At 64.1% G+C, this 23,205-nt stretch carries 23 protein-coding genes; 12 read left to right on the top strand and 11 right to left on the bottom strand.

The window, feature by feature from the left end:
• Nucleotides 1-24: 24 nt before the first annotated feature.
• The 8 genes from ACSFBL_RS05505 to ACSFBL_RS05470 all read right to left on the bottom strand — a co-directional run bounded on the left by ACSFBL_RS05505 (nt 25) and on the right by ACSFBL_RS05470 (nt 8,187).
• A complete protein-coding gene (locus tag ACSFBL_RS05505; RefSeq protein WP_435514744.1) occupies nt 25-903 on the bottom strand; it encodes a sugar phosphate isomerase/epimerase family protein in 879 nt (292 codons plus the stop codon).
• 6 nt (nt 904-909) lie between these two features.
• On the bottom strand, nt 910-2,097 hold the full coding sequence (locus ACSFBL_RS05500; protein ID WP_435514743.1) for a dihydrodipicolinate synthase family protein: 1,188 nt from the start codon (nt 2,095-2,097) through the stop codon (nt 910-912).
• An 8-nt stretch (nt 2,098-2,105) separates the two neighbouring features.
• A complete protein-coding gene (locus ACSFBL_RS05495; protein WP_435514742.1) occupies nt 2,106-3,269 on the bottom strand; it encodes a Gfo/Idh/MocA family protein in 1,164 nt (387 codons plus the stop codon).
• Between the two features lie 48 nt (nt 3,270-3,317).
• Nucleotides 3,318-4,754 carry an enolase C-terminal domain-like protein gene (locus ACSFBL_RS05490; protein ID WP_435514741.1) on the bottom strand — a complete coding sequence of 479 codons (1,437 nt, stop codon included), beginning with the start codon at nt 4,752-4,754 and terminating at the stop codon, nt 3,318-3,320.
• Nucleotides 4,755-4,772: 18 nt separating this feature from the next.
• Complete coding sequence (locus tag ACSFBL_RS05485; protein WP_435514740.1) at nt 4,773-5,555, bottom strand: ABC transporter ATP-binding protein; 783 nt, start codon at nt 5,553-5,555, stop codon at nt 4,773-4,775.
• A gap of 35 nt (nt 5,556-5,590) precedes the next feature.
• Nucleotides 5,591-6,598, bottom strand: a complete 1,008-nt coding sequence (locus ACSFBL_RS05480; RefSeq protein WP_435514739.1) for an ABC transporter substrate-binding protein — start codon at nt 6,596-6,598, stop codon at nt 5,591-5,593.
• 34 nt (nt 6,599-6,632) lie between these two features.
• Nucleotides 6,633-7,406, bottom strand: coding sequence for an ABC transporter permease (locus ACSFBL_RS05475; protein WP_435514738.1), 774 nt, complete (start codon nt 7,404-7,406; stop codon nt 6,633-6,635).
• A gap of 133 nt (nt 7,407-7,539) precedes the next feature.
• Nucleotides 7,540-8,187 carry a TetR/AcrR family transcriptional regulator gene (locus ACSFBL_RS05470; RefSeq protein ID WP_435514737.1) on the bottom strand — a complete coding sequence of 216 codons (648 nt, stop codon included), beginning with the start codon at nt 8,185-8,187 and terminating at the stop codon, nt 7,540-7,542.
• A gap of 94 nt (nt 8,188-8,281) precedes the next feature.
• On the opposite strand from ACSFBL_RS05470, the gene ACSFBL_RS05465 reads away from it, so the two are divergent.
• Nucleotides 8,282-10,000: a thiamine pyrophosphate-binding protein gene (locus ACSFBL_RS05465; protein ID WP_435514736.1), complete on the top strand. Its 1,719-nt coding sequence runs from the start codon at nt 8,282-8,284 to the stop codon at nt 9,998-10,000.
• Between the two features lie 77 nt (nt 10,001-10,077).
• On the opposite strand, the gene ACSFBL_RS05460 is transcribed toward ACSFBL_RS05465, so the two are convergent.
• Nucleotides 10,078-10,503: an SWIB/MDM2 domain-containing protein gene (locus ACSFBL_RS05460; protein ID WP_435515323.1), complete on the bottom strand. Its 426-nt coding sequence runs from the start codon at nt 10,501-10,503 to the stop codon at nt 10,078-10,080.
• 196 nt (nt 10,504-10,699) lie between these two features.
• Nucleotides 10,700-11,626 carry a DMT family transporter gene (locus ACSFBL_RS05455; RefSeq protein ID WP_435514735.1) on the bottom strand — a complete coding sequence of 309 codons (927 nt, stop codon included), beginning with the start codon at nt 11,624-11,626 and terminating at the stop codon, nt 10,700-10,702.
• A gap of 33 nt (nt 11,627-11,659) precedes the next feature.
• Here ACSFBL_RS05455 and ACSFBL_RS05450 point away from each other — a divergent pair, with 33 nt between their 5' ends.
• Both ACSFBL_RS05450 and aceA read left to right on the top strand, forming a co-directional pair.
• Nucleotides 11,660-12,058 (top strand): gamma-glutamylcyclotransferase family protein, encoded by a 399-nt coding sequence (locus ACSFBL_RS05450; protein ID WP_435515322.1) that lies wholly within the window; start codon nt 11,660-11,662, stop codon nt 12,056-12,058.
• A 244-nt stretch (nt 12,059-12,302) separates the two neighbouring features.
• Complete coding sequence (gene aceA / locus ACSFBL_RS05445; RefSeq protein ID WP_435514734.1) at nt 12,303-13,622, top strand: isocitrate lyase; 1,320 nt, start codon at nt 12,303-12,305, stop codon at nt 13,620-13,622.
• A 65-nt stretch (nt 13,623-13,687) separates the two neighbouring features.
• Here aceA and ACSFBL_RS05440 read toward each other — a convergent pair whose 3' ends face one another.
• Entirely contained in the window at nt 13,688-14,650 is a 963-nt protein-coding gene (locus ACSFBL_RS05440) for a GlxA family transcriptional regulator (RefSeq protein WP_435514733.1), read from the bottom strand.
• Between the two features lie 112 nt (nt 14,651-14,762).
• Here ACSFBL_RS05440 and ACSFBL_RS05435 point away from each other — a divergent pair, with 112 nt between their 5' ends.
• The 9 genes from ACSFBL_RS05435 (at nt 14,763) to ACSFBL_RS05395 (ending at nt 23,196) form a co-directional block, all read left to right on the top strand.
• A complete protein-coding gene (locus tag ACSFBL_RS05435) occupies nt 14,763-15,074 on the top strand; it encodes a putative quinol monooxygenase (protein ID WP_435514732.1) in 312 nt (103 codons plus the stop codon).
• A gap of 217 nt (nt 15,075-15,291) precedes the next feature.
• Entirely contained in the window at nt 15,292-17,199 is a 1,908-nt protein-coding gene (thrS, locus tag ACSFBL_RS05430) for a threonine--tRNA ligase (protein WP_435514731.1), read from the top strand.
• Nucleotides 17,200-17,297: 98 nt separating this feature from the next.
• A complete protein-coding gene (infC, locus tag ACSFBL_RS05425) occupies nt 17,298-17,909 on the top strand; it encodes a translation initiation factor IF-3 (protein ID WP_435515321.1) in 612 nt (203 codons plus the stop codon).
• Between the two features lie 139 nt (nt 17,910-18,048).
• Entirely contained in the window at nt 18,049-18,252 is a 204-nt protein-coding gene (gene rpmI / locus ACSFBL_RS05420; protein WP_028253491.1) for a 50S ribosomal protein L35, read from the top strand.
• Nucleotides 18,253-18,276: 24 nt separating this feature from the next.
• Nucleotides 18,277-18,636, top strand: a complete 360-nt coding sequence (gene rplT / locus ACSFBL_RS05415; protein ID WP_028253492.1) for a 50S ribosomal protein L20 — start codon at nt 18,277-18,279, stop codon at nt 18,634-18,636.
• A gap of 135 nt (nt 18,637-18,771) precedes the next feature.
• Nucleotides 18,772-19,848, top strand: coding sequence for a phenylalanine--tRNA ligase subunit alpha (gene pheS / locus ACSFBL_RS05410; protein ID WP_435514730.1), 1,077 nt, complete (start codon nt 18,772-18,774; stop codon nt 19,846-19,848).
• A gap of 18 nt (nt 19,849-19,866) precedes the next feature.
• Entirely contained in the window at nt 19,867-22,299 is a 2,433-nt protein-coding gene (pheT, locus tag ACSFBL_RS05405; RefSeq protein WP_435514729.1) for a phenylalanine--tRNA ligase subunit beta, read from the top strand.
• Complete coding sequence (locus tag ACSFBL_RS05400; protein ID WP_435514728.1) at nt 22,296-22,667, top strand: integration host factor subunit alpha; 372 nt, start codon at nt 22,296-22,298, stop codon at nt 22,665-22,667. The genes pheT and ACSFBL_RS05400 overlap by 4 nt, the downstream gene beginning before the upstream one ends.
• A gap of 64 nt (nt 22,668-22,731) precedes the next feature.
• Entirely contained in the window at nt 22,732-23,196 is a 465-nt protein-coding gene (locus ACSFBL_RS05395; protein WP_435514727.1) for a MerR family transcriptional regulator, read from the top strand.
• The last annotated feature ends 9 nt before the right edge of the window (nt 23,197-23,205 follow it).

Genomic DNA, 23,205 nt, shown 5'->3' with positions numbered 1-23,205 from the left:
CGAATTGCAGCACAACCGCGCGCGTCACACAGCTTCCTTGTGGCGCTGGATGCAGGTGTCCAGCGTTTCCTCGCCGGTGCGCTTCCACCAATCGAGCACCGAGAAGATCTCGACTTCGCTGAAGCCCTGGAAACCGGCCGCCTCGACCCAGCCGCGGATCTTCTTCAACTCGACCACGCCGTCGCCCATCATCCCGCGATCGGAGAGCAGGTCGCGGGTGGGCGTGAGCCAGTCGCACACGTGGTAGGCGAGCAGGCGTTTCTTGCCGGCGCGGGCGATCTGGTGCTGCAGCTTCGGGTCCCACCACACGTGATAGATGTCGACCGCGACGCCGAGCATGCCGGAGCGCGCCGGATCGAGTTCGTCGCAGAGGTCGAGCGCCTGCTCCAGTGTGTTGACGCAGGCGCGGTCGGCCGCCTGCATCGGGTGCAGGGGCTCGATGGCGAGCGGCATCCCGACCTTGCGCGCGTAGTCGAGCGACGCGGCGATGCCATCACGCACCTCGCCGCGTGCGCGTCCGATGTCCTTGTAGAGCGCCTTGCCTTCCAGCGCACCCGGCAAGGCGCCGACGACCAGAACGAGGCAGGGTGCGTCGAGCGTCTTCGCTTCGTCGATGGCCCGGCGGTTGTCGTCGAGCGCTGCATTCAGCCCGGCCGCGTCGGCTGCGGGAAAGAAGCCCCCGCGGCAGTAACCCGACAACCCGATGCCGTGCGCCTTGAGCTGCTTCGCGACCCTATCGAGCCCCACGCCGGCCACCTGGTCGCGCCAGGGGCTGATGGCGCGGATGCCGCGCGCGGCGCACTGGTCGATGATGCGGTCGAGCGGCACTTCGGCTCCGATCTGCTTGCGGACCGTCGCCGTGTTGATCGACAGCCAGTCGTGGTTTTGCGAGAAATCACGCATGACTGATCAGCTTTCAACGCCATGGAGCGCCAGCAGCGTCTTCATCCGCTTGACCGCCAGATCGGGCTGCTCCAGCAGGTTGGCCGCGTCGGCCAGCCGGAACAGCTCGGCCAGGTGCTGCAGCGAACGCGTACTCTGCTGGCCGCCAACCATCGTGAAGTGGCTCTGGTGGCCGTTGAGCCAGGCCATGAAGACGACGCCTGTCTTGTAGAAGCGCGTCGGCGCCGCGAAGATGTGGCGCGACAGCGGCACGGTTGGGCCGAGGATGGCGTGGAACTTCTCGACCTTGCCCTGCGCGAGTTCGCCCAGCGCCGCGCTCGCGGCCGGCGCGATGGCGTCGAAGATGCCCAGCAGCGCGTCGCTCTTGCCGTGCGTCGGCTCCGCGCCGTGGCCGTCACCGGCGATCAGCTCTGCATAGTTGAAGTCGTCGCCCGTGTACATGCGAACGCCCGGCGGCAGACGGCGACGCATCGCGATTTCCTTGTCCTTGTCGAGCAGGGAGATCTTGATGCCGTCGACCTTGTCGGGATGCGCCGCGATGATGCCGAGGGCGGTGTCCATCGCGCGGTCGACATCGGCCGAGCCCCAGTAGCCGGCCAGGGCGGGGTCGAACATGTCGCCGAGCCAGTGCAGCACCACCGGCTGTTTCGCCTGCGACAGGATGCGGTCGTATACGCGCTCGTAGTCGGCGGGGCTCTTGGCGACGCGGGCGAGCGCGCGGCTGGCCATCACGATCAGCTTGCCGCCGAGGGCCTCGATCGCGGCCATCTGTTCCTCGTAGCCGCGGATCACATCGTCCACACTTCGGATGTCGTCGAGGTTCAGGTGATCGGTGCCGCAACCGGAGGCGACCAGCGCACCGGGCACGTCCTTCGCCGCATCGAGCGAGCGTCGGATGAGTTCGAGCGAGGTCGGCCAGTCCAGGCCCATGCCGCGCTGGGCGGTGTCCATGGCTTCGGCAACGCCGAGGCCGAGCGACCAGAGGTGGCGGCGATAGCCGATGGTGGCATCCCAGTCGACCGCACATTGGAGCCATGGATCGATGGATACCAGCGGATCGGCGACGACGTGCGCGGCCGAGTAGGCGATGCGATCGAATCGGACGCCTGCCGGCGGCTTGACCGGCGAGGTGCCGCGCAGCGTATAGGGCGCAAGGGCGCCGCTCGCAGTGGGAAGGGTGAGTGCGATGGCCATGGCAACCCTCAGATCTTCAGTTCGGGCACGTCGACCCAGCGACGGTCCTTCCAGCTTTCGAGGGCGGTCTCCACCAGTTGCACGCCCTTGGCGCCTTCGGGCAGCGTCCATTTGTATGACGCGTTCTCGGCCACGTGGCGGATGAAGTGCTCCCACTGGATCTTGAAGCCGTTGTCATAGACCTGCGAGTCCGGAATCTCCTGCCACTGGTCGAAGAAGTTCATCGTCTGCTTCTCGTCCGGGTTCCACACGGGTCGCGGCGTGGCGACTCGCGATTGCGCCCGGCACGACGAGAGGCCCGCCACAGCGGAGCCATCCGTACCGTCGACGTGAAAGGTCACCAGGTCATCGCGGCGCACGCGGGTGACCCAGCTCATGTTGATCTGTGCGATCACCGGCTCGCCGTTGTGGCCCTTGAGCTCGCAGGTGGCGTAGGCCGCGTCGTCCGCGGTGGCTTCGTAGGGTTTGCCTTCCTCGTCCCAGCGCTTGGGAATATGCGTGGTGCCGAGGCAGGACACCGACTGCACTTCGCCGAAGAGGTTGTCCAGCACATAACGCCAATGGCACATCATGTCGAGGATCATGCCGCCGCCGTCCTCCTTGCGGTAGTTCCACGAGGGGCGCTGGATGGGCTGCAGGTCGCCTTCGAACACCCAATAACCAAACTCCAGCCGCACCGAAAGCATGCGGCCGAAGAAGCCGGCGCGGCGAAGCATGTCGAGCTTGCGCAGGCCCGGGAGGAAGAGCTTGTCCTGCACCGCGCCGTGCTTGAGGCCCGAACCATCGGCGAGGCGCGCGATCTCGACGGCTTCGTTGAGGTTGGTTGCGATCGGCTTCTCGCAATAGACGTGCTTCCCGGCGCGGATGGCCTTGGCCAGCAAGGTGGGGCGCATCTGCGTGGTGCCGGCGTCGAAGAAGATCGTGTCGTCCTTGTTCTCGAGCGCGCGGTCGAGGTCGGTGCCCCAGCGCGCGATGCCGTGGGCCTTTGCGAGCGCCTCGATCTTGTCGGCATTGCGGCCGATCAGGATGGGGTCGGGCATGACCTTGTCGCCGTTGGAGAGCGTCACGCCGCCTTGCGCGCGAATCGCGACGATGGAGCGGATCAGGTGCTGGTTCATGCCCATGCGTCCGGTGACGCCGTGCATGATGATTCCGAGTCGTTGTTGTGCCATGGGGTTCTCCGCTGTGTGTGTGTGTCGGTGTTGGGAGGAAAGGGGCGTCTACACCAGGGCAGGCGCTTGCGAGAGCGGTTGCAGGCTTTCGAAATCGGGGTCGGCGAGGTGGGCGAACCCGGGGCTGGCGAGCGAAGCGATCGCCAGTCGGCCGTCGCGAATGGAAAGGCGCGGGCGACCGGCGCCGGTTTCGTACAGGTCGCCGTGCGCGGCGGCGAAAGCGGACTGCTCTTCGGCGGGCGCATCGCCGAAGCCGTCGACATAGTGATGACCATTGCGCTCGCAATGGGCCAGCCCCAGCAGCGATGCAAGTGCGAGGTCCTGTTGCACGGCGAGGCCGGCCTGGCAGGTCAGATCTTCGGCGGACATGAAGAAGCCGTTGCTGCCCGCGTCGGCGGCGAGACTCCATTGGTCGCAGCGCGCTCGGTTGATGACCGCCTTGTAGAGGCCCTTGCACGCCTTGCTCGAAACCCCGCGCCAGCCATGCCGGCGCCCGATGGCGAAGGCGTCGAGCGTTCCGTCGGCTTCGTCGAGCAGCAGCGGTGCCGGTGCGTCCAGTGCGGTCAGCGACATATCCATGCTTGCATCGCGCGGAAGCGGTTGCTCCAGGTAAAGGAGGGCCTCGGGCCGTGCCGCGAGCCTCGGCAGCGCGCGCAAGCCGTCGCACAGGGATTTCAGGGCCCGCATGTCTGCGTACTGCTCGTTGCCGTCGAGGGTGAATTGATGGCCCGGCGCCACGGCGTCCAGCGTCGCGAGAACTGCATCGAGCCGCGCAAGATCGGCTTCGGGCTGGCCTCCGAGCTTGATCTTGAAGTAGCGGTGTCCGTAGCTGCGTACGACGGCCGGGAGGCTGGTCGGTAGTCCTGCGGCGTCCTCGTTGTCGCCCTCCAGCGCGTCGAGCATCCCGACCGTGTGGCGCGCATGCAGGTGCGATGCCGGTTGAAGCCCGGCGAGCCAGTTGCTCCAATCCCACCCGTGCAGGTCATCGACCAGCGACGTGTCCGCCATGCCGACCAGGTTGCGCTGGAACGCCTCGTAGACGGGGATCTGCAGCGCCCGGCACAGGGCATCCAGGACCGCGCGGTCGAGCACGGCCTGGCCGAAGGCGGTGGAGAGTGCCGTCATGCCAAGGGATGCGCCATGCGCCATCAACGCTGCGTAGTGCCGCTCGAACAACCCGAATGGCGGCAGCGGTGCGCCGGACTTGTAGGCCTCGGCCGCGGTCTCCAGCGCCTGCTGAAGATGGCGCACGTTGTCCTCCTGGCTGAGGCCGTCGCGCTTGTCGAACCAGCGCGGCACCATCAGTTCGGCCGCCCAGCCCTCGGCGGCGCCGTGCGTGCCGCAATCCACCGTGGCACGCACGAACACCTGCGGGCAGCGTGTGAGCGTGACGGCGCCGAACTTGAAGGGCAGGCGCAGTGTCATCGGCCGCACGCCGAACTCGACGGCGAGCACTCGCACAGGCGGCGCGGAAGAAGTGGGCACTGCGGACACGGGGAGGCCTCAGTGCGCGTCGAGGTGGCCCTGCGCGAAGAAATGCGCGCGCAGGGTGCGGGCATAGGAAGCGAACTGCTCGGTGCCCATGACGTCGAGGGGGCGGGGCCGCGGCAGGTCGATGTCGTAGACGGCGGCAATCGTTCCCGGGCGTTCGCTCATGACAATCACGCGGTCGGAGAGGAAGATCGCCTCCGGGATGCTGTGCGTGATGAGCAGCACGGTCTTCTTCGAGGCGGACCAGATGCGCTGCAGTTCGAGGTTCATCTTCTCGCGCGTCATCGCATCGAGGGCGCCGAAGGGTTCGTCCATCAGGAGCACCGAGGGGTCGTGCAGCAAAGCACGGCAGATCGAGGCGCGCTGCTGCATGCCGCCGGAGAGCTGCCACGGATACTTGTTCTCGAATCCTGCGAGCCCCGCCATCTTCATCAGCTCGCGAGCGCGTTCGCGCGCGGCGGCCTTCGGCAGATGACGGATCTCGGCCTGCAGCAGGATGTTGTCCTCGACGCTGCGCCACGCCAGCAGCACAGCGCTCTGGAACACGATGCCGACGTCCTTCTGCGGACCCTTGATCGGCTGGCCGGCGAGGCTGAGCGTGCCGCCGCTGATGGGCAGCAGCCCCGCCACCATCTTCAGCAAGGTGCTCTTGCCGCAGCCGGACGGTCCGACCACGGAGACGAACTCGCCTTCGCGAATCGAGAAGTCCAGCGGCTTCAGCGATTCGACCGGGCCATCCTTGCTCTGGTAGATCTTCGAGACGCCGCGCGCTTCGATCAATGTGTCATGGGCCATGGAGAGCGTGGAAAGTGGGGCGCGAGGCGGCAGTCTCAGTTGGTGGGGAGGAAGTCGAGGGTCACGTAGTCTTCGGGCTTCCCGCGGGTCGACGCATCCATGCCGCCGTACTGCACGAGCAGGTCGAGCGAGTCGTTGACGTCCTTCATCGCGACGCGGTACGGGCGCTGGTTCGCGGTGTCCTTGGTGTGATAGAGCGCCACGCTCTGCTTCATGCCGACGATGAGCGTGTCGCGCACGCCGGCCTTCGGGTTGGCCTTGAGCATCGCGTCGACCGCCGCTGCCGGGTCCTTTTCCGCGGCTTCGGCCGCGCGCGTGGAGGCGCGCATGAAGCGCTTCACGAGGTCGGGGTTCTCGGTGAGCAGGTTCTTGTTGGTGATGATCCCGGAACTGATCTGGTTGACGCCCGAGTCGGCGAAGCGGATCGGCGTGACGGGCTTGCCGGTGGCGTCCTGCAGCTTGATCGCCTGGTCCATCACGTAGCCGAGCAGCAGGTCGGCCTGGCCGTTGGTGACCGCGTTGAGCTTGGTCTGGGCATCGCCCGAGACGATCTTCACCTGGTCGGCCTGGATGTTGTTGGCCTTCAGGAACAGCGGCCACATCTGCGACATCGAGTCGCCCGGCGTGACGGCCACCGTCTTGCCGATGATGTCCTTCGGCGTCTTGATGTTCTTCTCGGAGAAGCCCATCACGGACATCGGGCTGACCTGGAAGAGCACGCCGGTCGACTTCAGCGGGGCGCCTTTCGCGGCGGCCTTGATCATGGTCGTGACGTCGATGTAGCCGAAGGTCGCCGACTTCGCGGCGACGGCCTGCGCGGTGACGGCGGAGCCGCGGCCCTCCTGGATGTCGAGGTCGATGCCTTCCTCGGCGTAGAAGCCGCGTTCCTTGCCCAGGAAGAAGGGCGCGTGCTCGCTGTAGAGATACCAGTTGAGCATCAGCGTGACCTTGTCCTGCGGCTTGTTCTGCGCATGCGCGGGGGTCATGGCGAGCGCCAGTGCCGTGGCGGCGCCTGCCAGCAGCGAAGGAAGCAGTTTCTTCATGGTTGTCTCCTGGTTGGATGTTGTTGCACGGAACTCACTGGGCGTGGCGCTGCGAGGCATGCCACGGAATCATCAGCCGCTCGACCAGGTCGACAGCCACGAAGAGGATCACGCCGATGCTCGACAGCACGACCAGCGCGGCGAACATCAGAGGCAGGTCGAAGTTGCCGTTGGCCACCTGCAGTACGTAGCCGATGCCCGAGTTGGAGCCGACGAATTCGCCGACCACGGCACCGACGACGGCCAGGGTGACCGACACCTTGAGTCCGCTGAAGATCGCGGGCATGGCCTGCGGCAGGCTGATCTTGAAGAAGGTCTGCAGACGGCTGGCGCCCATCGAGCGTGCGAGGTCGAGCATGTCGGGCTCGACCGACTTGAAGCCCATCACGGTGGAGACCACCACGGGGAAGAAGCCGAGGAGGAAAGCCGAGATGACTTTCGGGAAGATGCCGAAGCCGAACCACACCACGAAGAGCGGCGCGATCGCGACTTTCGGAATGCTCTGCGAGAACACGAGCAGGGGGTACACGAAGGACTCCACCACGCGGGAGTAGGCGATCACCATCGCGATCGGGATGCCGATCACGATCGTCAGGCCGAAGCCGCCGAGCGTGGCCAGGGTGGTCTTCCAGCTTTCGGAAAGGAGCCGCGGCCACTCCGCGATCAGCTGATGCACCACCTGAAGCGGCGGGGGAATGAGATAGGCCGGGATCCTGAAGAGCCGGATCGCGATGTCCCACAGCACCAGCAGCATCAGGATGAGCAGGAAGGGCCGCAGTGCAGGCGAAAGCAGGACGTTGCGAAGCATCGGCAGAAGATGGGTTAAACGGGAGATCGGTCGCTGGGCGGCCGAGCCGCTTTCAATTCACCGATAAGTGAATTAACGATTCTAGGAAGTCCTTCGTGCCCGTCAACGGGCGGGCTCCTAGGAGATACCCGCATCAGCGCAGCACGTAGCCGAGAACAAGTTCTGTCATGTGCGAGAGGCGCTGCGCCATGGCTTTGGGCGCGCGCAGGTTGCGGCCGAAGACGGCGGACAGGGTGTCGTTGTTCGACAGGTAGAAGTAGCAGAGCGACGCGATGGAGATGTAGAGCTGCACGGGATCGACGCCGGCGCGAAAGAGGTTGTCGCGCTTGCCGCGCTCGAGCACGTCGTCGAGAAGTTGCACCAGTGGCGAGTTCATCTCCTGGATGCGCTCGGAGCGCTTGAGATGCGCGGCGCGATGCAGGTTCTCGCTATTGAGCAGGGTGATGAACTCCGGGTGCTCGAGGTAGTAGTGCCAGGTGAAGGAGATCAGCCGCCGGATGGCTTCGACCGGCTCGACTTCATCGAGATGCAGCCGTTGCTCGGCTTGGCGGATGTCGGCGTAGGTGCCCTCCAGCACCGCGAGGAAGAGATCGTCCTTGCTGCCGAAGTAGTAGTAGATCAGTCGCTTGTTGAGCCCTGCGCGCTCGGCGATGCTGTCCATCCTCGCGCCTGCGAGGCCGCGCTGCGCGAATTCGTCGCGCGCCGACGCGAGGATCGCGAGTTGCGAGCGGTCGGCGTCGCGCGAACGTGGTTCGGCGGGCGACGTGGGTTGGTCGGTCATGGCGCGAATTTAACCAATTGGGGAATTAAGGCAAGCTGGTACGGGGCACGCCGATAATTCGCCCACCCTATTGCAGCAGAGAGGCGCAACGCACATGAGCTCATCACAACCCGCAGGCCACCTGATCGTCGAGTGCCTGGTCGAACAAGGTGTCGAACTGGCTTTCGGTGTCCCGGGAGAAAGCTTCCTGGCGGTGCTCGACGGTTTTCACGCCTATGGCGAGCGCATCCGCTTCGTCGTCAATCGCCAAGAGGGCGGGGCGGCGTTCATGGCGGAAGCGCACGGCAAGCTCACGGGTCGACCCGGCATCTGCTTCGTGACGCGCGGGCCGGGCGCCACGAACGCTTCGATCGGCGTGCACAACGCCTTCCAGGATTCGACGCCGATGGTGCTGTTCGTCGGCGACGTCGGCAGCGACTTCCGTGATCGCGAGGCCTTCCAGGAAGTCGACTACGGCAGCTTCTTCGGGCCGAGCACCAAGGGCTTCGCCAAGCGCGTGGAGCGCATCGACGATGCGGACCGGATTCCAGAGTACATCGCGCGCGCCTTCGCCACGGCGATGAATGGGCGGCCCGGTCCGGTGGTCGTCGTGTTACCTGAAGACATGCTGCGCGCCACGACCTCGGCACGTCCACTGCGCCGCGTGGAGGCGGTCGAACCCTGGAGCGATCCCGGCGCGCTGCGCACCTTGCGGGAGCTGTTGCTGAAGTCGCAGCGCCCGTTGGTGATCGCGGGGGGCGGCGGATGGACGCCGCAGGCCGCGCAGGCGTTGCAGCGCTTCGCGGAGAACTGGAAGCTGCCGGTCACCAACGCGTTCCGCTATCAGGACACTTTCGACAACCACCATCCGCTCTATGCGGGCGACGTGGGCATCGCGATCAATCCGAAGCTGGCCGAGCGCGTGAAGCAGAGCGACCTGATCCTCGCGATCGGCCCGCGTCTCGGCGAGATGACCACCAGCGGCTACACGCTGCTCGAAGCGCCGAGGTCGAAGCAGACGCTCGTGCACATCCACGCGAGCGCGGAAGAGCTCAACCGGGTCTACCAGGCGGACCTCGCCATCAACGCCGGGATGAGTTCGGCCGCGCGCAGCCTCGAGGTGTTGAGCGCGCCGACGGAACTGCCGTGGGAGGCATGGACGGCGGCAGCGCATGCGGACTACCTCGCGAACCTGGAACCCCAGGCGCTGGCCGGTCTCCCAGCGGAGACGCCGCGTGGCGCTGTCGACATGGTGGAAGTGGTCGCGCTGCTGCAGAAGCACCTGCCGCACGATGCGGCCATCACCAACGGCGCGGGCAACTTCGCGAGCTGGGTGCATCGCTACTTCCGCTATCACGGGCTCGCGAAGGGATCGAAGACGCAACTCGCGCCGACCAGCGGCGCCATGGGCTACGGCGTGCCGGCGGGGATCGCGGCCAATATCGCGACGGGACGCGTTGCCTTCACCATTGCCGGCGATGGCGATTTCCTGATGAACGGGCAGGAACTCGCGACGGCATCGCAGCACGGTGGGAAGAGCATCATCGTGCTGCTCAACAACGGCATGTTCGGCACCATCCGCATGCATCAGGAGCGGGAGTATCCGAACAAGGTCAGCGGCACCGGGTTGCGCAACCCGGATTTCTGCGCCCTGGCCCGGGCCTACGGCTACGCGGCGGAGCAGGTGACCGAGACTGCGCAGTTCGAGGAAGCGCTGCTGCGCGCGCTGGCGGCCGACACGGGCACGCTGATCGAGATTCCGCTGGATCCCGAGGTGATCACCACGCGTGGCACGCTCAGCGCCATCACCAAGGCTGCGCAGGCGCGGGGGTAGGGGTCATCCCCCATGGGCCAAAAAAAAGCCGGCAGAAGCCGGCTTTCTTGATGCGAGCGCGCGAGGCGCCCGCGTGCTCACTTGACGTGCTTGCCGATGAGCGCGGCCAGTTCGAACATCGACACTTGCGCCTTGCCGAAGATTTCCTTCAGCTTGGCGTCGGCGTTGATGTTGCGCTTGTTGGCCTTGTCCTGAAGGTTGTTCTTCTTGATGTAGTCCCACAGCTTGCTCACGACAGCGGTGCGCGGCAGAGGCGTCGAGCCGACCACGGCGGCGAGTGCCGGGCTGGGGGTCAGTGCCTTCATGAACGCAGCGTTGGGAGTGCGCTTCTTTGCGGGAGCAGCCTTCTTCGCAGGAGCAGCCTTCTTCGCCGGAGCCGCCTTCTTGGCGGGTGCCGCCTTCTTTGCAGGAGCAGCCTTCTTTGCCGGTGCCGCTGCCTTCTTGGCCGGAGCGGCCTTTTTCGCAGGAGCTTTCTTGGCCGGAGCCTTCTTTGCAGTTGCCATGGTTGATTTCCTTTTTTGGTTGGACACTTTCACCAATGAAAAACAGTGTCTCCATCGGCATTGCGGATGCTAAAGGAGAAAAAAAGCGTTTCCAAGGGAAAAAGCGGTTTTTTCATTGGAGGCTGTTGTTTTTTCAGAGGGGGAAAGAGGGGGTGTTTCCCCCTAGGGAGTGCGCACGAAGCACAAGCGTCGGCTGTCAGGCTCTGCGTGAGGGCCATGTCGCGAGCACCACGCCGAGCAGCGCGAGCGCGAATGCCAGCACCTGCGGCATCGACAAGCTCTCGCCGAGAACCAGCACGCCGACGACCGCGGCGCTCACCGGCAGCATCACGGTGAAGACGCCTGCCTGCGAGGCTGGAACGCCCTTCAGGCCCGTCATCCAGAGCCATACGGTCCAGATGCTCGCTGCGAGTGCATAGACGATCAGCAGGCTCCAGACGCCGAAGGACACGGCACCGAAATCGAAGCGCAAGGCAAACCAGATGCCGAAGGGCGTGGACAGTACGAAGCCCCACAGGTTGATGAGCGAGGAGATTCGCTTGGGGCCGAGTCGCCCGGTGAGCGACTTGCCGATGACCGCATACGAGGCCTCGCACACCACCGCGCAGAAGACGAGAAGGTTGCCAAGCCACGGCATCGAAGGCGCCGCCGCGTTGCTCGAATGCGCGGTGGCCTGCCCCGGCGCGAGGGCGAGCAGGCCGATGCCCAGTGCCGCGCAGGCGATCGCCAGTCCCACCCGCGCGGTGATGCGTTCGCGCAGGAACATCCAGCTGCCAATGGCGACGACGGCGGGGATCGAGGCCATGATCACGCCGGCCGACACCGCGCTCGTCAGGCTCACGCCGAAGAGCATGCAGATCGAGAACATGAAATTGCCGAGGAAGGACTCGAGGAAAACCAGCCCTCGCGTGTGCGCCGTCATGACGGGCTCGCCGGGCGGCCGTCGAAGCCAATGGGGCATTGCCAGCGCGGCAATGCCGAAGCGCAGCCATGCGAGCAGCAACACGGGAAAGGTCGCGACCAGCGGTTTGGAGAGGGCGACGTAGCTGCCGACCAGCGACATGCTCAAGGCGAGGCAACCGTAGGCCACCAGGCGGCCCGGCGCGGGGAGTGCGGTGTTCAATAGACTGGGAGCGTTGAGAGGACTGATTCGATGATGCCCCATTCCGCCACCCCGGCTCGCCATGTGTTCGTCTACGGCACGCTGCGCTGCGGCGGCCGCAACGACATCGCCCGCTTCCATCCGAAGCCGGAGCATGTTGCCAATGCTCGCATCGCCGGGACCTTGTACGACCTGGGTGCCTACCCCGGCGCGGTGCTGGGCGGATCGGGCAAGGTGGTCGGTGAGATCTACCGCATCGCGCCCGAACTCGAAGTGCAACTGGATGCGCTGGAAGAGGTCAGGCCGGACGACTCGGGGGAGTACATCAAGCGCGAACTGCTCGTCGAAGTTGCAGGTGGCGAACGCTTGCCCTGCCTGGTGTACGAGATTCATCCGGAGCGGATTCGGGGGAGGACCGTGATCTCGAGCGGCGATTGGTTCGGTCCGCGCTGACGATTTGGCCGCAGGTTTTCACGCACGAAAAGGTCGTTGCGCATCGCGAAATATCGCAGTGTTGCGCCGCAATATTTTTTCTCAATACAAGAAAAATTATTCCGCATTGAGAAAAAGAGTCGTAAGTCATTGATTTTGCTCGATCAAAAATATGTCTTCTATAAGACATAAGAGTCGCGCACTGGCGTACAGTTGGCCCCACGGCCGCGACAGCGCCACCTCTCAATCAACCCTTGGAGTGACCATGCCCCAAACCATCACAGAACAACTGAGCCGCGAACAGCAGATTGCCGCCCTCGAAAAGGAATGGGCGACCAACCCCCGCTGGAAGGGCATCAAGCGCGGCTACAGCGCTGCCGACGTCGTGCGCCTGCGCGGTTCCTTCCCGATCGAGTACACGCTCGCACGCCGCGGCGCTGAAAAGCTCTGGGACCTCGTGAACAACGAGCCCTACGTCAACTGCCTCGGTGCGCTGACCGGCGGCCAGGCGATGCAGCAGGTCAAGGCCGGCGTCAAGGCCATCTACCTGTCGGGCTGGCAAGTCGCCGCCGACAACAACAGCTACGCGTCGATGTACCCCGATCAATCGCTGTACCCGGTGGATTCGGTGCCGACGGTCGTCGAGCGCATCAACAACACCTTCCGCCGTGCGGACGAGATCCAGTGGTCCAAGGGCACGAACCCGGGCGACAAGGGCTACGTCGACTACTTCGCGCCGATCGTGGCGGACGCTGAAGCCGGCTTCGGCGGCGTGCTCAACGGCTTCGAACTGATGAAGGCCATGATCCGCGCCGGCGCGGGCGGCGTGCACTTCGAAGACCAGCTCGCCTCGGTCAAGAAGTGTGGCCACATGGGCGGCAAGGTGCTCGTCCCGACCACCGAAGCCGTGCAGAAGCTGATCGCTGCGCGCATGGCCGCCGACGTCTGCGGCACGCCGACGCTCGTCATCGCCCGCACGGACGCCGAAGCAGCCGACCTGCTGACCAGCGACTACGACGAGAACGACAAGCCCTTCCTCACCGGCGAACGCACGGCCGAAGGCTTCTACAAGACCAAGAAGGGCATCGACCAAGCCATCTCGCGCGCCATCGCCTACGCCCACTACGCCGACCTCGTGTGGTGCGAAACCGGCACGCCTGACCTGGAGTTCGCCCGTAAGTTCGCCGAGGCCGTGCACAAGGTGCACCCGGGCAAGATGCTGGCCTACAACTGCTCGCCGTCGTTCAACTGGAAGAAGAACCTCGACGACGCGACCATCGCCAAGTTCCAGCGCGAACTGGGCGCGATGGGCTACAAGTACCAGTTCATCACCCTGGCCGGCATCCACTCGATGTGGTTCAACATGTTCGACCTGGCCCAGGACTACGTGGCCCGCGGTATGTCGGCCTATGTCGAGAAGGTGCAGGAGCCCGAATTCGCAGCGCGCGATCGCGGCTACACCTTCGTGTCGCACCAGCAGGAAGTCGGCACCGGCTACTTCGACGAAGTGACCACGGTGATCCAGGGCGGCAAGTCGAGCGTGACCGCGCTCACCGGATCGACCGAAGAAGAGCAGTTCCACTGATGTCCCCTGCCGGCTCGCCGGCAAGAAGGATCGAAAAGCGCCCGCAAGGGCGCTTTTTTGTTTCGTTAGCTGCTTGCCCGCAGTTCCCGCACGCTCCGGCCGATGCGCTGGCGCAGCAGTGAGCGAAGCGTGACGCCGTCGGCGTACCCGACGAGTTCGGCGATCTGCTCGAGGCTCTTGTCGCTGGTCTTGAGCATGTGAACCGCTCGCTCGACCCGTAGGTCCTGGAAGTAAGACAGAGGGCTCTTGCCCAGCACCTGGTGCATGCGTCGGGCGAGGGTTCGCTTGCTCGTTCCCGCTGCGGCGGCAGCATCGTCGAGCGAGAACCCGTCGGCAAGACGGCCGCGCGCCCAGCGTTCGAAGCGCTCGACCGTAGGGTCCGAGTGGCTCAAATGGTCCGTGATCACGTACGCCGATTGCGACGGCCGCGCGTCGACGATCAGGTATCTGGCGACGAGGGCGGCGAGTTCCGGGCTTGCCTGACGCACGAGGAGGAGCGCCATGTCGATGTGACTCAGCGCCGCGCCGGCCGTGACGAAGGGGCCGGAAGTCACCAGCATGCGCGATTCGTCCAGGCGCACGGCCGGATAGCGCTGTCTGAACAGGGAGGCAAGCCACCAGGTCGTCGTCGCCTTCTGCCCGTCCAGCAGGCCGGATTCGGCAAGCACGAAAGTGCCGATGCAAGCGGCAGCGATCCTGCATCCGCGGCCGGCTTGATCTCGCAGGAACTCGCCTGCATCTGCGACGTCCCTCCTGTGAAGAGCGGATTGCAGCGAATCGGGCATCTTGGCGCCGATGGCGGGGACGACGACCCAGTCCGGGGTGCCCCCGGCTTCCAGCGAGGTGACTGGGATTCGAAGACCCTGGGCGGTACGCACCGTTCTCCGCATGCCGATCACGGCGACATCGAATCGAGCGACGTCGAGGCCGATCGCGCCTGCCAACTCGTTCGCCGTGCTGAACACGTCCTGCACCGTGGCAAGACCCGTGTCGAACGCGCCATCGAGGGCAAGGATGCTGACCTTCATGGCAATAACGATAGCAAAGATGTCAAAAATGCCAATAGGGCATTCGGCTGGCCGGGCATAGAGTCGCCTCCGGCAGCGCAATTCCGCGCACCGTGTTCAACCGGAGACTTTCATGATCAAGTTCGCACTGTTTGCCCGCCTCGAAGCCAAGGCGGGGAAGGAAGCCGAGGTCCAGCATTTCCTCGAAGCCGGCCTCGCGATGGCGCGCGACGAGAAGACCACCCCGATCTGGTTCGCCTTGCGTCTTTCGCCCAGCACCTTCGGCATCTTCGACGCATTCGAAGACGAAGCAGGGCGGCAAGCGCACCTCACGGGTCCGATCGCGCAGGCTCTCATGGCCAAGGCGCCGGACCTGTTTGCCAAGCCCCCGACCATCGAGTCCATCGACGTGCTCGGGCTCAAGAACGCGGCCGCTGCATCCTGAGCCGTAGCGGATAGAATCGCGAGCTCCGACTCAGCAGCAACAAGGGCGAGAAAGGCACTTTGGTTATGACACCGCGAACTACGCCGCAAGGATTCAGCGGCCTTTTCCGTGAAGGAAAAGGCCGGTAGGCTGCGCATGCTGGAGATCTCCAGCACCCGAACCAAAGCAAAGCGCGGTCTCAAACCGCGCTTTTTTGTTTTCTCGTCGAGGTTTTTTCATGATCCAGATCACGCTTCCCGACAACTCGCGTCGCGAGTTTCCCGGCCCGGTTTCGGTGGCCGATGTTGCCAAGTCCATCGGCCCCGGCCTGGCGAAGATGACGGTCGCCGGCAAGGTCGATGGCCGGCTGGTCGATGCGAGCGATGTCATCGACCATGACGCGAAGCTCCAGATCATCACGCCGAAGGACGACGAAGGCCTGGAGATCATCCGGCACTCCACGGCTCACCTGGTGGGTCATGCCGTCAAGCAGCTCTATCCGACGGCCAAGATGGTGATCGGGCCGGTGATCGATGAAGGTTTCTATTACGACATCTCGTATGAGCGCCCCTTCACGCCCGAGGACATGGAGGCCATCGAGGCACGCATGCGCGAACTGATCGCGCAGGACTACGACGTGGTCAAGAAGATGACGCCGCGGGACGAAGTCATCGAGGTGTTCAAGTCGCGCGGAGAGGACTACAAGCTGCGCCTCGTGGAGGACATGCCCGACGAGAAGGCGATGGGCCTGTACTACCACCAGGAGTACGTCGACATGTGCCGCGGCCCGCACGTGCCGAACACGCGCTTCCTCAAGGTCTTCAAGCTCACGAAGCTTGCCGGGGCGTACTGGCGCGGTGATGCGAAGAACGAGCAACTGCAGCGGATCTACGGCACGGCATGGGCCGACAAGAAACAGCTCGAGGACTACATCCGTCGTATCGAGGAGGCCGAGAAGCGCGATCACCGGCGGCTAGGCAAGGAACTCGACCTGTTCCACATCGACGAGGCCGCGCCGGGCGTCGTTTTCTGGCATCCCAAGGGCTGGGCGATCTGGCAGCAGGTCGAGCAGTACATGCGCCGCGTCTACCGCGACACGGGCTACCAGGAGGTCAAGGGCCCGCAGATTCTTGACAAGAGCCTCTGGGAGAAGACGGGGCACTGGCAGAACTACCGCGAAAACATGTTCACGACGGAGTCGGAGAAGCGTGAATACGCGCTCAAGCCGATGAACTGCCCTGGCCACGTGCTCATCTTCAAATCGGACCTGCGAAGCTACCGCGACCTGCCCTTGCGCTACGGTGAGTTCGGCCAGTGCCATCGGAACGAGCCGAGCGGTGCGCTGCACGGGATCATGCGCGTGCGCGGTTTCACGCAGGATGACGGCCACGTGTTCTGCACCGAGGACCAGATCCTAGAGGAGTGTGTCGCTTACACGGCGCAGTTGCAGAAGGTCTACGCGGATTTCGGCTTCACGGACATCCTCTACAAGGTGGCGACGCGCCCTGACAACCGGGTCGGCTCCGACGCACTCTGGGACAAGGCGGAGTTCGCGGTGATGGAGGCGCTGCGCCGGTCAGGCGTGGACTTCGTCATTTCGCCCGGCGAGGGTGCGTTCTACGGGCCGAAGATCGAGTACACGCTGAAGGACGCCATCGGGCGCCAATGGCAATGCGGGACGATGCAGGTCGACTTCAACACGGCCGAACGCCTGGGCGGGGAGTACGTGACGGAGACGAGCGGCCGGGCCTACCCGGTCATGCTCCATCGGGCGATCGTTGGCAGTCTGGAGCGCTTCATCGGCATGCTGATCGAGCATCACGCAGGCGCGTTGCCGGCTTGGCTTGCACCAGTACAGGTGGCCGTGCTCAACATCAGCGAAGGGCAGGCAGAGTACGCGACCCATGTTGCCAAAACGCTGATGGATCAAGGGCTTAGAGTTTTGCTCGACCTGCACAATGAGAAGATTACGTATAAAATACGGAAGCATTCGTTGCAAAAGCTTCCGTACATCCTCGTTGTAGGTGACAAGGAGAGAGAAGCCGGAGCCGTCGCAGTGCGCGCCCGAGGCAATCTTGACCTCGGTGCCATGTCGGTGGAAGCGTTCTCCCAAAAGATCGCCCACGACATCCAACACAAGCTTTGAATTTTGAACAAGTTCAAAGGCTGATTTTTTTGGTCAGGCTGCTTGTGGGCGTGGATTCGACGGTGTTAGCTACCATTGTGTAGCAAATTGTTTGAAGGATTCTGACCATCGCTACTGCATTTCGCGACCGCCGCCACCGCGAGGAACGCCAACACCGCCTGAACCGGGAAATCATGGCCCCGGAAGTCCGCCTGATCGGGCCCGATAACGAGCCGTTGGGTGTCGTGAGTCTTGCCGAGGCATTGCGCCTGGCTGGTGAACAAGACGTGGATCTGGTGGAAGTTGTCGCGGCGGCCAATCCGCCGGTCTGCCGACTGATCGAGTACGGCAAGTTCAAGTACCACGAGCAGAAGAAGGCGGCCGAAGCGAAGTCCAAGCAGAAGGTCATCGAAGTCAAGGAAATCAAGTTCCGCCCGGGCACCGACGACGGTGACTACAACATCAAGATGCGCAACATCCGGCGCTTCCTGGATGAGGGTGACAAGTGCAAGATCACGCTCCGCTTTCGCGGTCGCGAAATCACGCACCAGGAACTGGGTCTCGCATTGCTGCAGCGTATTCGTGACGAGCTTGGCGACCTCATCGTTGTCGAGCAGTTTCCGAAGCTCGAAGGCCGCCAGATGATCATGATGATCGCTCCAGGCCGCAAGAAGGCGGGCGGGGCGCCAAAGCAGCCTGCCGAGGCAGCGCCGGCGCCGGCAGCTGCCTAAGCAGCAAGAGATTGAAGAGATTTCGCCTCTGCCAGCACTACAAGGTGTGGGCTAGGGCGAGATGAAGAAGTGTCTCGGGGCCAACAAGTCCGTGGAGAATCCGCGGCGCCTCACGAGCACAAACTAAAGGAGCATTCACATGCCCAAAATGAAGACCAAGAGCAGCGCGAAAAAGCGTTTCCGCGTTCGTCCCGGTGGCACCGTCAAGCGCGGTCAAGCCTTCAAGCGTCACATCCTGACCAAGAAGACCACTAAGAACAAGCGTCACCTGCGTGGTGCAACGGCAGTTCACGAGACCAACATGGTTTCGATGGCCGCCATGTTGCCCGGTAGCGGCATTTAATCCAGACGAACAAGGAGTACACACATGCCTCGCGTCAAACGTGGTGTAACGGCTCGCGCCCGCCACAAGAAGGTTCTCGCACTCGCCAAGGGTTTCCGCGGTCGTCGCGGCAATGTCTTCCGCATCGCTAAGCAGGCGGTGATGAAGGCAGGCCAATACGCCTACCGTGACCGCCGCACCAAGAAGCGCGTGTTCCGCCAACTGTGGATTGCACGTATCAACGCTGCCTCGCGTGAACTGGGCCTGACCTACAGCCAGTTCGCCAACGGCATCCGCAAGGCCGGTATCGAGATCGACCGCAAGGTTCTCGCCGATATCGCCGTGCACGACAAGGCCGCTTTTGCCGGCATCGTGGAGCAGGTCAAGGCCAAGCTGGCTGCTTGATTCTGCACAGCAGGTTGCCGTCTCCAAGGATGGCTGCCTGCGCCCACGGCACAAGGGCTGGCGCTTGAAAGGGCTCCAGCCCTTTTTTCATCTTTGCGACAGTCCTAATTCCTCTTTCACTTCGAAGATTTCCCCATGAACGAGTTGGACTCCCTGGTCGAAACCGCACGCTCAGCCTTTGCCGCAGCATCGGCGCCGGCCGATCTTGAGAATGCCAAAGCGCAGTTTCTCGGCAAGGCTGGCCGCATTACCGAACTGATGAAAGGCATGGCGGCCCTGAGCGTGGACGAGAAAAAGTCCCGTGGCGCGGCCATCAACGTTGCCAAGCAGGCCATCGAAGCGGCTCTTACCGAACGCCGACAGCAACTGGCCGACGAAGAACTTGCAGTGCAACTTCGCGCGGAAGCGCTCGACGTGACCTTGCCCGGCCGCCGGCGCGTACCAGGAGGCCTGCACCCGGTGAGCCGAACGATGGAGCGCATCGAGGCAATCTTCTCCAGCATGGGCTTCGACGTGGCCGACGGTCCCGAGATCGAGACGGATTGGCACAGCTTCACTTCGCTCAACAATCCGCCCAACCACCCCGCCCGCTCGATGCAGGACACCTTTTACGTCGACATCGACGGAGAGGATGGCATTCCGTACAACCTGCGCCCGCACACCAGCCCGATGCAGGTGCGCTATGCGCATCAGCAGATCAAGAAGCACGCCGCGCAATTCGAAGCCGCCGCGGCGGACCTGAACGGCACGCTCAAGGCGCCGGAGATCCGCGTGATCGCGCCGGGCCGCACCTACCGTGTCGACAGCGATGCAACGCACTCGCCGATGTTCCATCAGTGCGAAGGCCTGTGGCTCGGCGAGAACGTCAGCTTCAAGGACCTCAAGGTTGTCTTCACCGATTTCTGCCGGACCTTCTTCGAGAGTGATGACCTGGTGCTTCGCTTCCGCCCCAGCTTCTTCCCGTTCACCGAGCCCAGCGCGGAAATCGACATCCAGTTCCAGAGTGGCCCTCTGGCCGGCCGCTGGCTCGAAGTCGCGGGTTCGGGACAGGTGCACCCGAACGTCGTGCGCAATATGGGCCTCGATCCCGAGCGCTACATCGGCTTTGCATTCGGCATGGGCCCCGACCGGCTCACGATGCTGCGCTATGGCGTGAACGACCTGCGGCTGTTCTTCGATGGCGACCTGCGCTTCCTGAGCCAATTCCAGTAATAGAACGAGAACGACGAGATGCAATTTCCCGAGTCCTGGTTGCGCGAATTCTGCGATCCGCAGATCAGCAGCGCCGAACTGGCCGAAACACTCACGATGGGCGGCTTCGAAGTCGAAGAGCGCCGTCCGGCGGCGCCGCCTTTTTCCAAGGTCGTGGTTGGCGAGATCAAGGAAGCCGTCCAGCACCCGAATGCCGATCGGCTCCGCGTGTGCCAGGTCGATGCAGGGCAGGGCGCCTTGCTGAACATCGTTTGCGGTGCGCCCAATGCGCGTGTCGGCATCAAGGTTCCGGTCGCGCTGGTCGGGGCCGAGTTGCCGGCAGGTGAAGACGGCAATCCGTTCCTCATCAAGCTCGGCAAACTGCGCGGTGTCGAAAGCCAGGGCATGTTGTGCTCCGCGCGCGAACTCAAGCTCAGCGAGGATCACGGCGGCCTGCTCGAACTCGCCGCCGATTTGCCGATCGGTGCCGATGTGCGCGAGGTGCTCAAGCTCGATGACGCCTTGCTAACCCTCAAGCTGACGCCGAACCTTGCGCATGGACTGAGCGTTTATGGCATCGCGCGCGAACTGGCCGCACTGACCGGCGCTCCTTTGAAGACGCCCATCATCAAGCCGGTGGCGGCAGCGCTCTCGGACAAGTTGCCCGTCAAGGTCGAGGCGCCCGAACTGTGCGGCCGTTTTTCTGGCCGCGTCGTGCGCGGCGTCGACACCAAGGTCGCGACACCCGCCTGGATGGTCGACAGGCTTGCCCGTTGCGGCCAGCGCAGCGTATCGCCGCTCGTCGACATCTCGAACTACGTGATGTTCGAATACGGGCAGCCGACGCACATTTTCGATCTCGACAAGATCCATGGCAGCCTGACCGTACGCTGGGGCAAGCCGGGTGAGCAACTGAAACTGCTCAACGGCAATACCGTCACGGTCGACGAGAAGGTCGGCGTCATCGCAGACGACCGCGAAGTCGAGTCGCTCGCCGGCATCATGGGCGGCGACGCCACAGCGGTCTCCGACGACACGCGCAACATCTACGTCGAAGCCGCCTTCTGGTGGCCGGAGAGCATCCAAGGGCGCTCGCGCCGGTTCAACTTCTCGACCGACGCCGGGCATCGTTTCGAGCGCGGCGTAGACCCCAGCCGGACCGTGGCAATCATCGAGCGGATCACCCAGTTGATCCTGGACATCTGCGGTGGAGAGGCTGGCGCGATCGACGATGAGACATTGCGCCTGCCCGAAGCCAAGCCCGTCACGCTGCGGGTTGCCCGCGCGGGGCGTGTGATCGGCATGCCGCTCACGCAGGCCCAGTGCGCCGATGCGCTTCGGCGCCTTGCGCTGCCGGTCGCGGAAGGCGAGGGCACCCTGGTCGTCACGCCGCCGCCGCACCGATTCGACTTGCTTATCGAGGAAGACCTGATCGAAGAGGTGGCCCGACTCATCGGCTACAACAATCTGCCGACCACGCCGCCGCTGGCTCCCATCACTGCGCGCGTGCGGCCCGAGGCCCAACGCAGCGGTTCGGCGGTGCGAAGCCGCCTCGCGGCATTGGGCTATCAGGAGACGATCAATTTCAGCTTCGTCGAGGCCCACTGGGAAGAGGATCTGTCCGGCAATGCCCATCCGATCAAGCTGTTGAACCCGATCGCAAGCCAGATGAGCGTGATGCGGTCGTCGCTGATCGGCTCCCTGCTGCAGGTGCTCAAGTTCAACCTGGATCGCAAGGCGCCGCGCGTCCGCGTGTTCGAGTTGGGCCGCGTCTTCGTTCGTGATGAGACGGTCGTCACGACTGACAGCACGGTCAAGGGCATCCGCCAGCCCATGCGCGCCGCCGGGCTGGCCTGGGGCGACGCGGACGACGCTCGCTGGGACGGCAAGCCGCAGCGCACCGATTTCTTCGACATCAAGGGTGACGTCGAGGCCCTGCTGGCGCCGCGTGTTGCGACTTTCGAGCCTGTGGAGCATCCGGCGCTGCATCCCGGGCGCTCGGCGCGCGTGCTTCTCGACGGGACCCCCATCGGCGTCGTGGGAGAACTGCACCCACGGTGGCGCCAGAAATGGGACTTCGCCCATGCGCCCGTGCTGTTCGAACTCGACCTCGACGCCGTCACCGCCCGACCGGTGCCGGTGGCCCAGCCCGTCCCCAAACTCCAGGCGGTCGAACGCGACATTGCGGTGGTGGTCGCCGAAGCAGTGACGCATGACGCGCTCATGCAGGCGATCGACGCTGCGTCCGATCCGGCGCTGCTGCGTGACGTCACGCTGTTCGACATCTACCGCCCGACGGTCGCGCGCGATGGCTCGGTTGCCACCGGCCTCGACCAAGGCGAGAAGAGCATGGCTGTGCGGCTCAGCTTCAATAGCGATTCCGTGACGCTGACCGACGAACAGGTCGAGGCCGCCGTTCGTGCCATCGTCGAACAACTTGGTGCGCGGCTCGGTGCGCGCCTGAGGGTATGAACGCCATGGAATTCACGCTCGAAGCACTCGAAACGCCGGCGCTGACCAAGGCGCACCTGGCCGACCTGCTGTTCGAGCAGATCGGCTTGAACAAGCGCGAGTCCAAGGACATGGTCGAGGCCTTCTTCGACCTGATCGCGAACAGCCTGATCGAAGGCGCGGACGTGAAGATCTCCGGCTTCGGCAACTTCCAGATCCGCGTCAAGGCGCCCCGGCCGGGACGCAATCCACGGACCGGCGAGGCCATTCCCATCGGCGAGCGCCGTGTCGCGACTTTCCACGCAAGTGCCAAGCTCAAGGAACAAATCCACGGAAGCATCACCTCGGACACGCCGCAAGAGGTCGAATGGAGCGTCGGCTCCGAATAGTGCTTGGTACTGCGAGCGAGGGTGGAGTAACCTCTGAGGTTTCGCTTGCACTGTATTGATTTCAATGGAGAAAACCCTCCCGCCGATCCCCGTCAAACGCTACTTCACGATCGGTGAAGTGGGGGAGTTGTGCGGCGTCAAGCCGCACGTGTTGCGCTACTGGGAGCAGGAGTTCACGCAGCTGCGACCCATGAAGCGACGCGGCAACCGGCGCTACTACCAGCATCACGAGGTGCTCATGATCCGCCGCATCCGCGACCTGCTCTACGACCAGGGTTTCACCATCAGCGGGGCGCGCAACAAGCTCCAGGAGCTGGTGCAGTCCGAGCGCGACCGTCGCAAGGCCGGCGAGGTGCCCCTCGAAGGCATGGAGGCCATCGAGATCGACCAGGAAGAGTTCGATGCCGCCGTGCAGGACGAGATGGACCCACCGCTGCCGCAGGCAGCGCGGACCGTCGATCTATCGCAGCTGCTTCACCTCCGGCGCGAGCTGAACGAAATTCGTGAGCTGCTCACCCCGAGTCACTGATTTCGCACG

Origin of the sequence: Variovorax glacialis (assembly GCF_051216375.1) — a bacterium.
Classification (GTDB): domain Bacteria; phylum Pseudomonadota; class Gammaproteobacteria; order Burkholderiales; family Burkholderiaceae_C; genus Variovorax.
Note: the sequence above shows the minus strand (reverse complement) of the source record. Positions and strands in the feature narration are given on the sequence as shown.

What these genes read in the sequence shown, in the direction of transcription:
- ACSFBL_RS05480 (WP_435514739.1), bottom strand. Translation starts at nt 6,598, where the DNA reads ATGAAGAAACTGCTTCCTTCGCTGCTGGCAGGCGCCGCCACGGCACTG.
- ACSFBL_RS05440 (WP_435514733.1), bottom strand. Translation starts at nt 14,650, where the DNA reads ATGAAGGTCAGCATCCTTGCCCTCGATGGCGCGTTCGACACGGGTCTT.
- ACSFBL_RS05400 (WP_435514728.1), top strand. Translation starts at nt 22,296, where the DNA reads ATGAACGCCATGGAATTCACGCTCGAAGCACTCGAAACGCCGGCGCTG.
- ACSFBL_RS05485 (WP_435514740.1), bottom strand. Translation starts at nt 5,555, where the DNA reads ATGGCCCATGACACATTGATCGAAGCGCGCGGCGTCTCGAAGATCTAC.
- thrS (WP_435514731.1), top strand. Translation starts at nt 15,292, where the DNA reads ATGATCCAGATCACGCTTCCCGACAACTCGCGTCGCGAGTTTCCCGGC.
- ACSFBL_RS05470 (WP_435514737.1), bottom strand. Translation starts at nt 8,187, where the DNA reads ATGACCGACCAACCCACGTCGCCCGCCGAACCACGTTCGCGCGACGCC.
- pheT (WP_435514729.1), top strand. Translation starts at nt 19,867, where the DNA reads ATGCAATTTCCCGAGTCCTGGTTGCGCGAATTCTGCGATCCGCAGATC.
- ACSFBL_RS05435 (WP_435514732.1), top strand. Translation starts at nt 14,763, where the DNA reads ATGATCAAGTTCGCACTGTTTGCCCGCCTCGAAGCCAAGGCGGGGAAG.
- aceA (WP_435514734.1), top strand. Translation starts at nt 12,303, where the DNA reads ATGCCCCAAACCATCACAGAACAACTGAGCCGCGAACAGCAGATTGCC.
- ACSFBL_RS05395 (WP_435514727.1), top strand. Translation starts at nt 22,732, where the DNA reads ATGGAGAAAACCCTCCCGCCGATCCCCGTCAAACGCTACTTCACGATC.
- ACSFBL_RS05450 (WP_435515322.1), top strand. Translation starts at nt 11,660, where the DNA reads ATGCCCCATTCCGCCACCCCGGCTCGCCATGTGTTCGTCTACGGCACG.
- rpmI (WP_028253491.1), top strand. Translation starts at nt 18,049, where the DNA reads ATGCCCAAAATGAAGACCAAGAGCAGCGCGAAAAAGCGTTTCCGCGTT.
- rplT (WP_028253492.1), top strand. Translation starts at nt 18,277, where the DNA reads ATGCCTCGCGTCAAACGTGGTGTAACGGCTCGCGCCCGCCACAAGAAG.
- ACSFBL_RS05505 (WP_435514744.1), bottom strand. Translation starts at nt 903, where the DNA reads ATGCGTGATTTCTCGCAAAACCACGACTGGCTGTCGATCAACACGGCG.
- ACSFBL_RS05495 (WP_435514742.1), bottom strand. Translation starts at nt 3,269, where the DNA reads ATGGCACAACAACGACTCGGAATCATCATGCACGGCGTCACCGGACGC.
- ACSFBL_RS05460 (WP_435515323.1), bottom strand. Translation starts at nt 10,503, where the DNA reads ATGGCAACTGCAAAGAAGGCTCCGGCCAAGAAAGCTCCTGCGAAAAAG.
- pheS (WP_435514730.1), top strand. Translation starts at nt 18,772, where the DNA reads ATGAACGAGTTGGACTCCCTGGTCGAAACCGCACGCTCAGCCTTTGCC.
- ACSFBL_RS05475 (WP_435514738.1), bottom strand. Translation starts at nt 7,406, where the DNA reads ATGCTTCGCAACGTCCTGCTTTCGCCTGCACTGCGGCCCTTCCTGCTC.
- ACSFBL_RS05500 (WP_435514743.1), bottom strand. Translation starts at nt 2,097, where the DNA reads ATGGCCATCGCACTCACCCTTCCCACTGCGAGCGGCGCCCTTGCGCCC.
- ACSFBL_RS05465 (WP_435514736.1), top strand. Translation starts at nt 8,282, where the DNA reads ATGAGCTCATCACAACCCGCAGGCCACCTGATCGTCGAGTGCCTGGTC.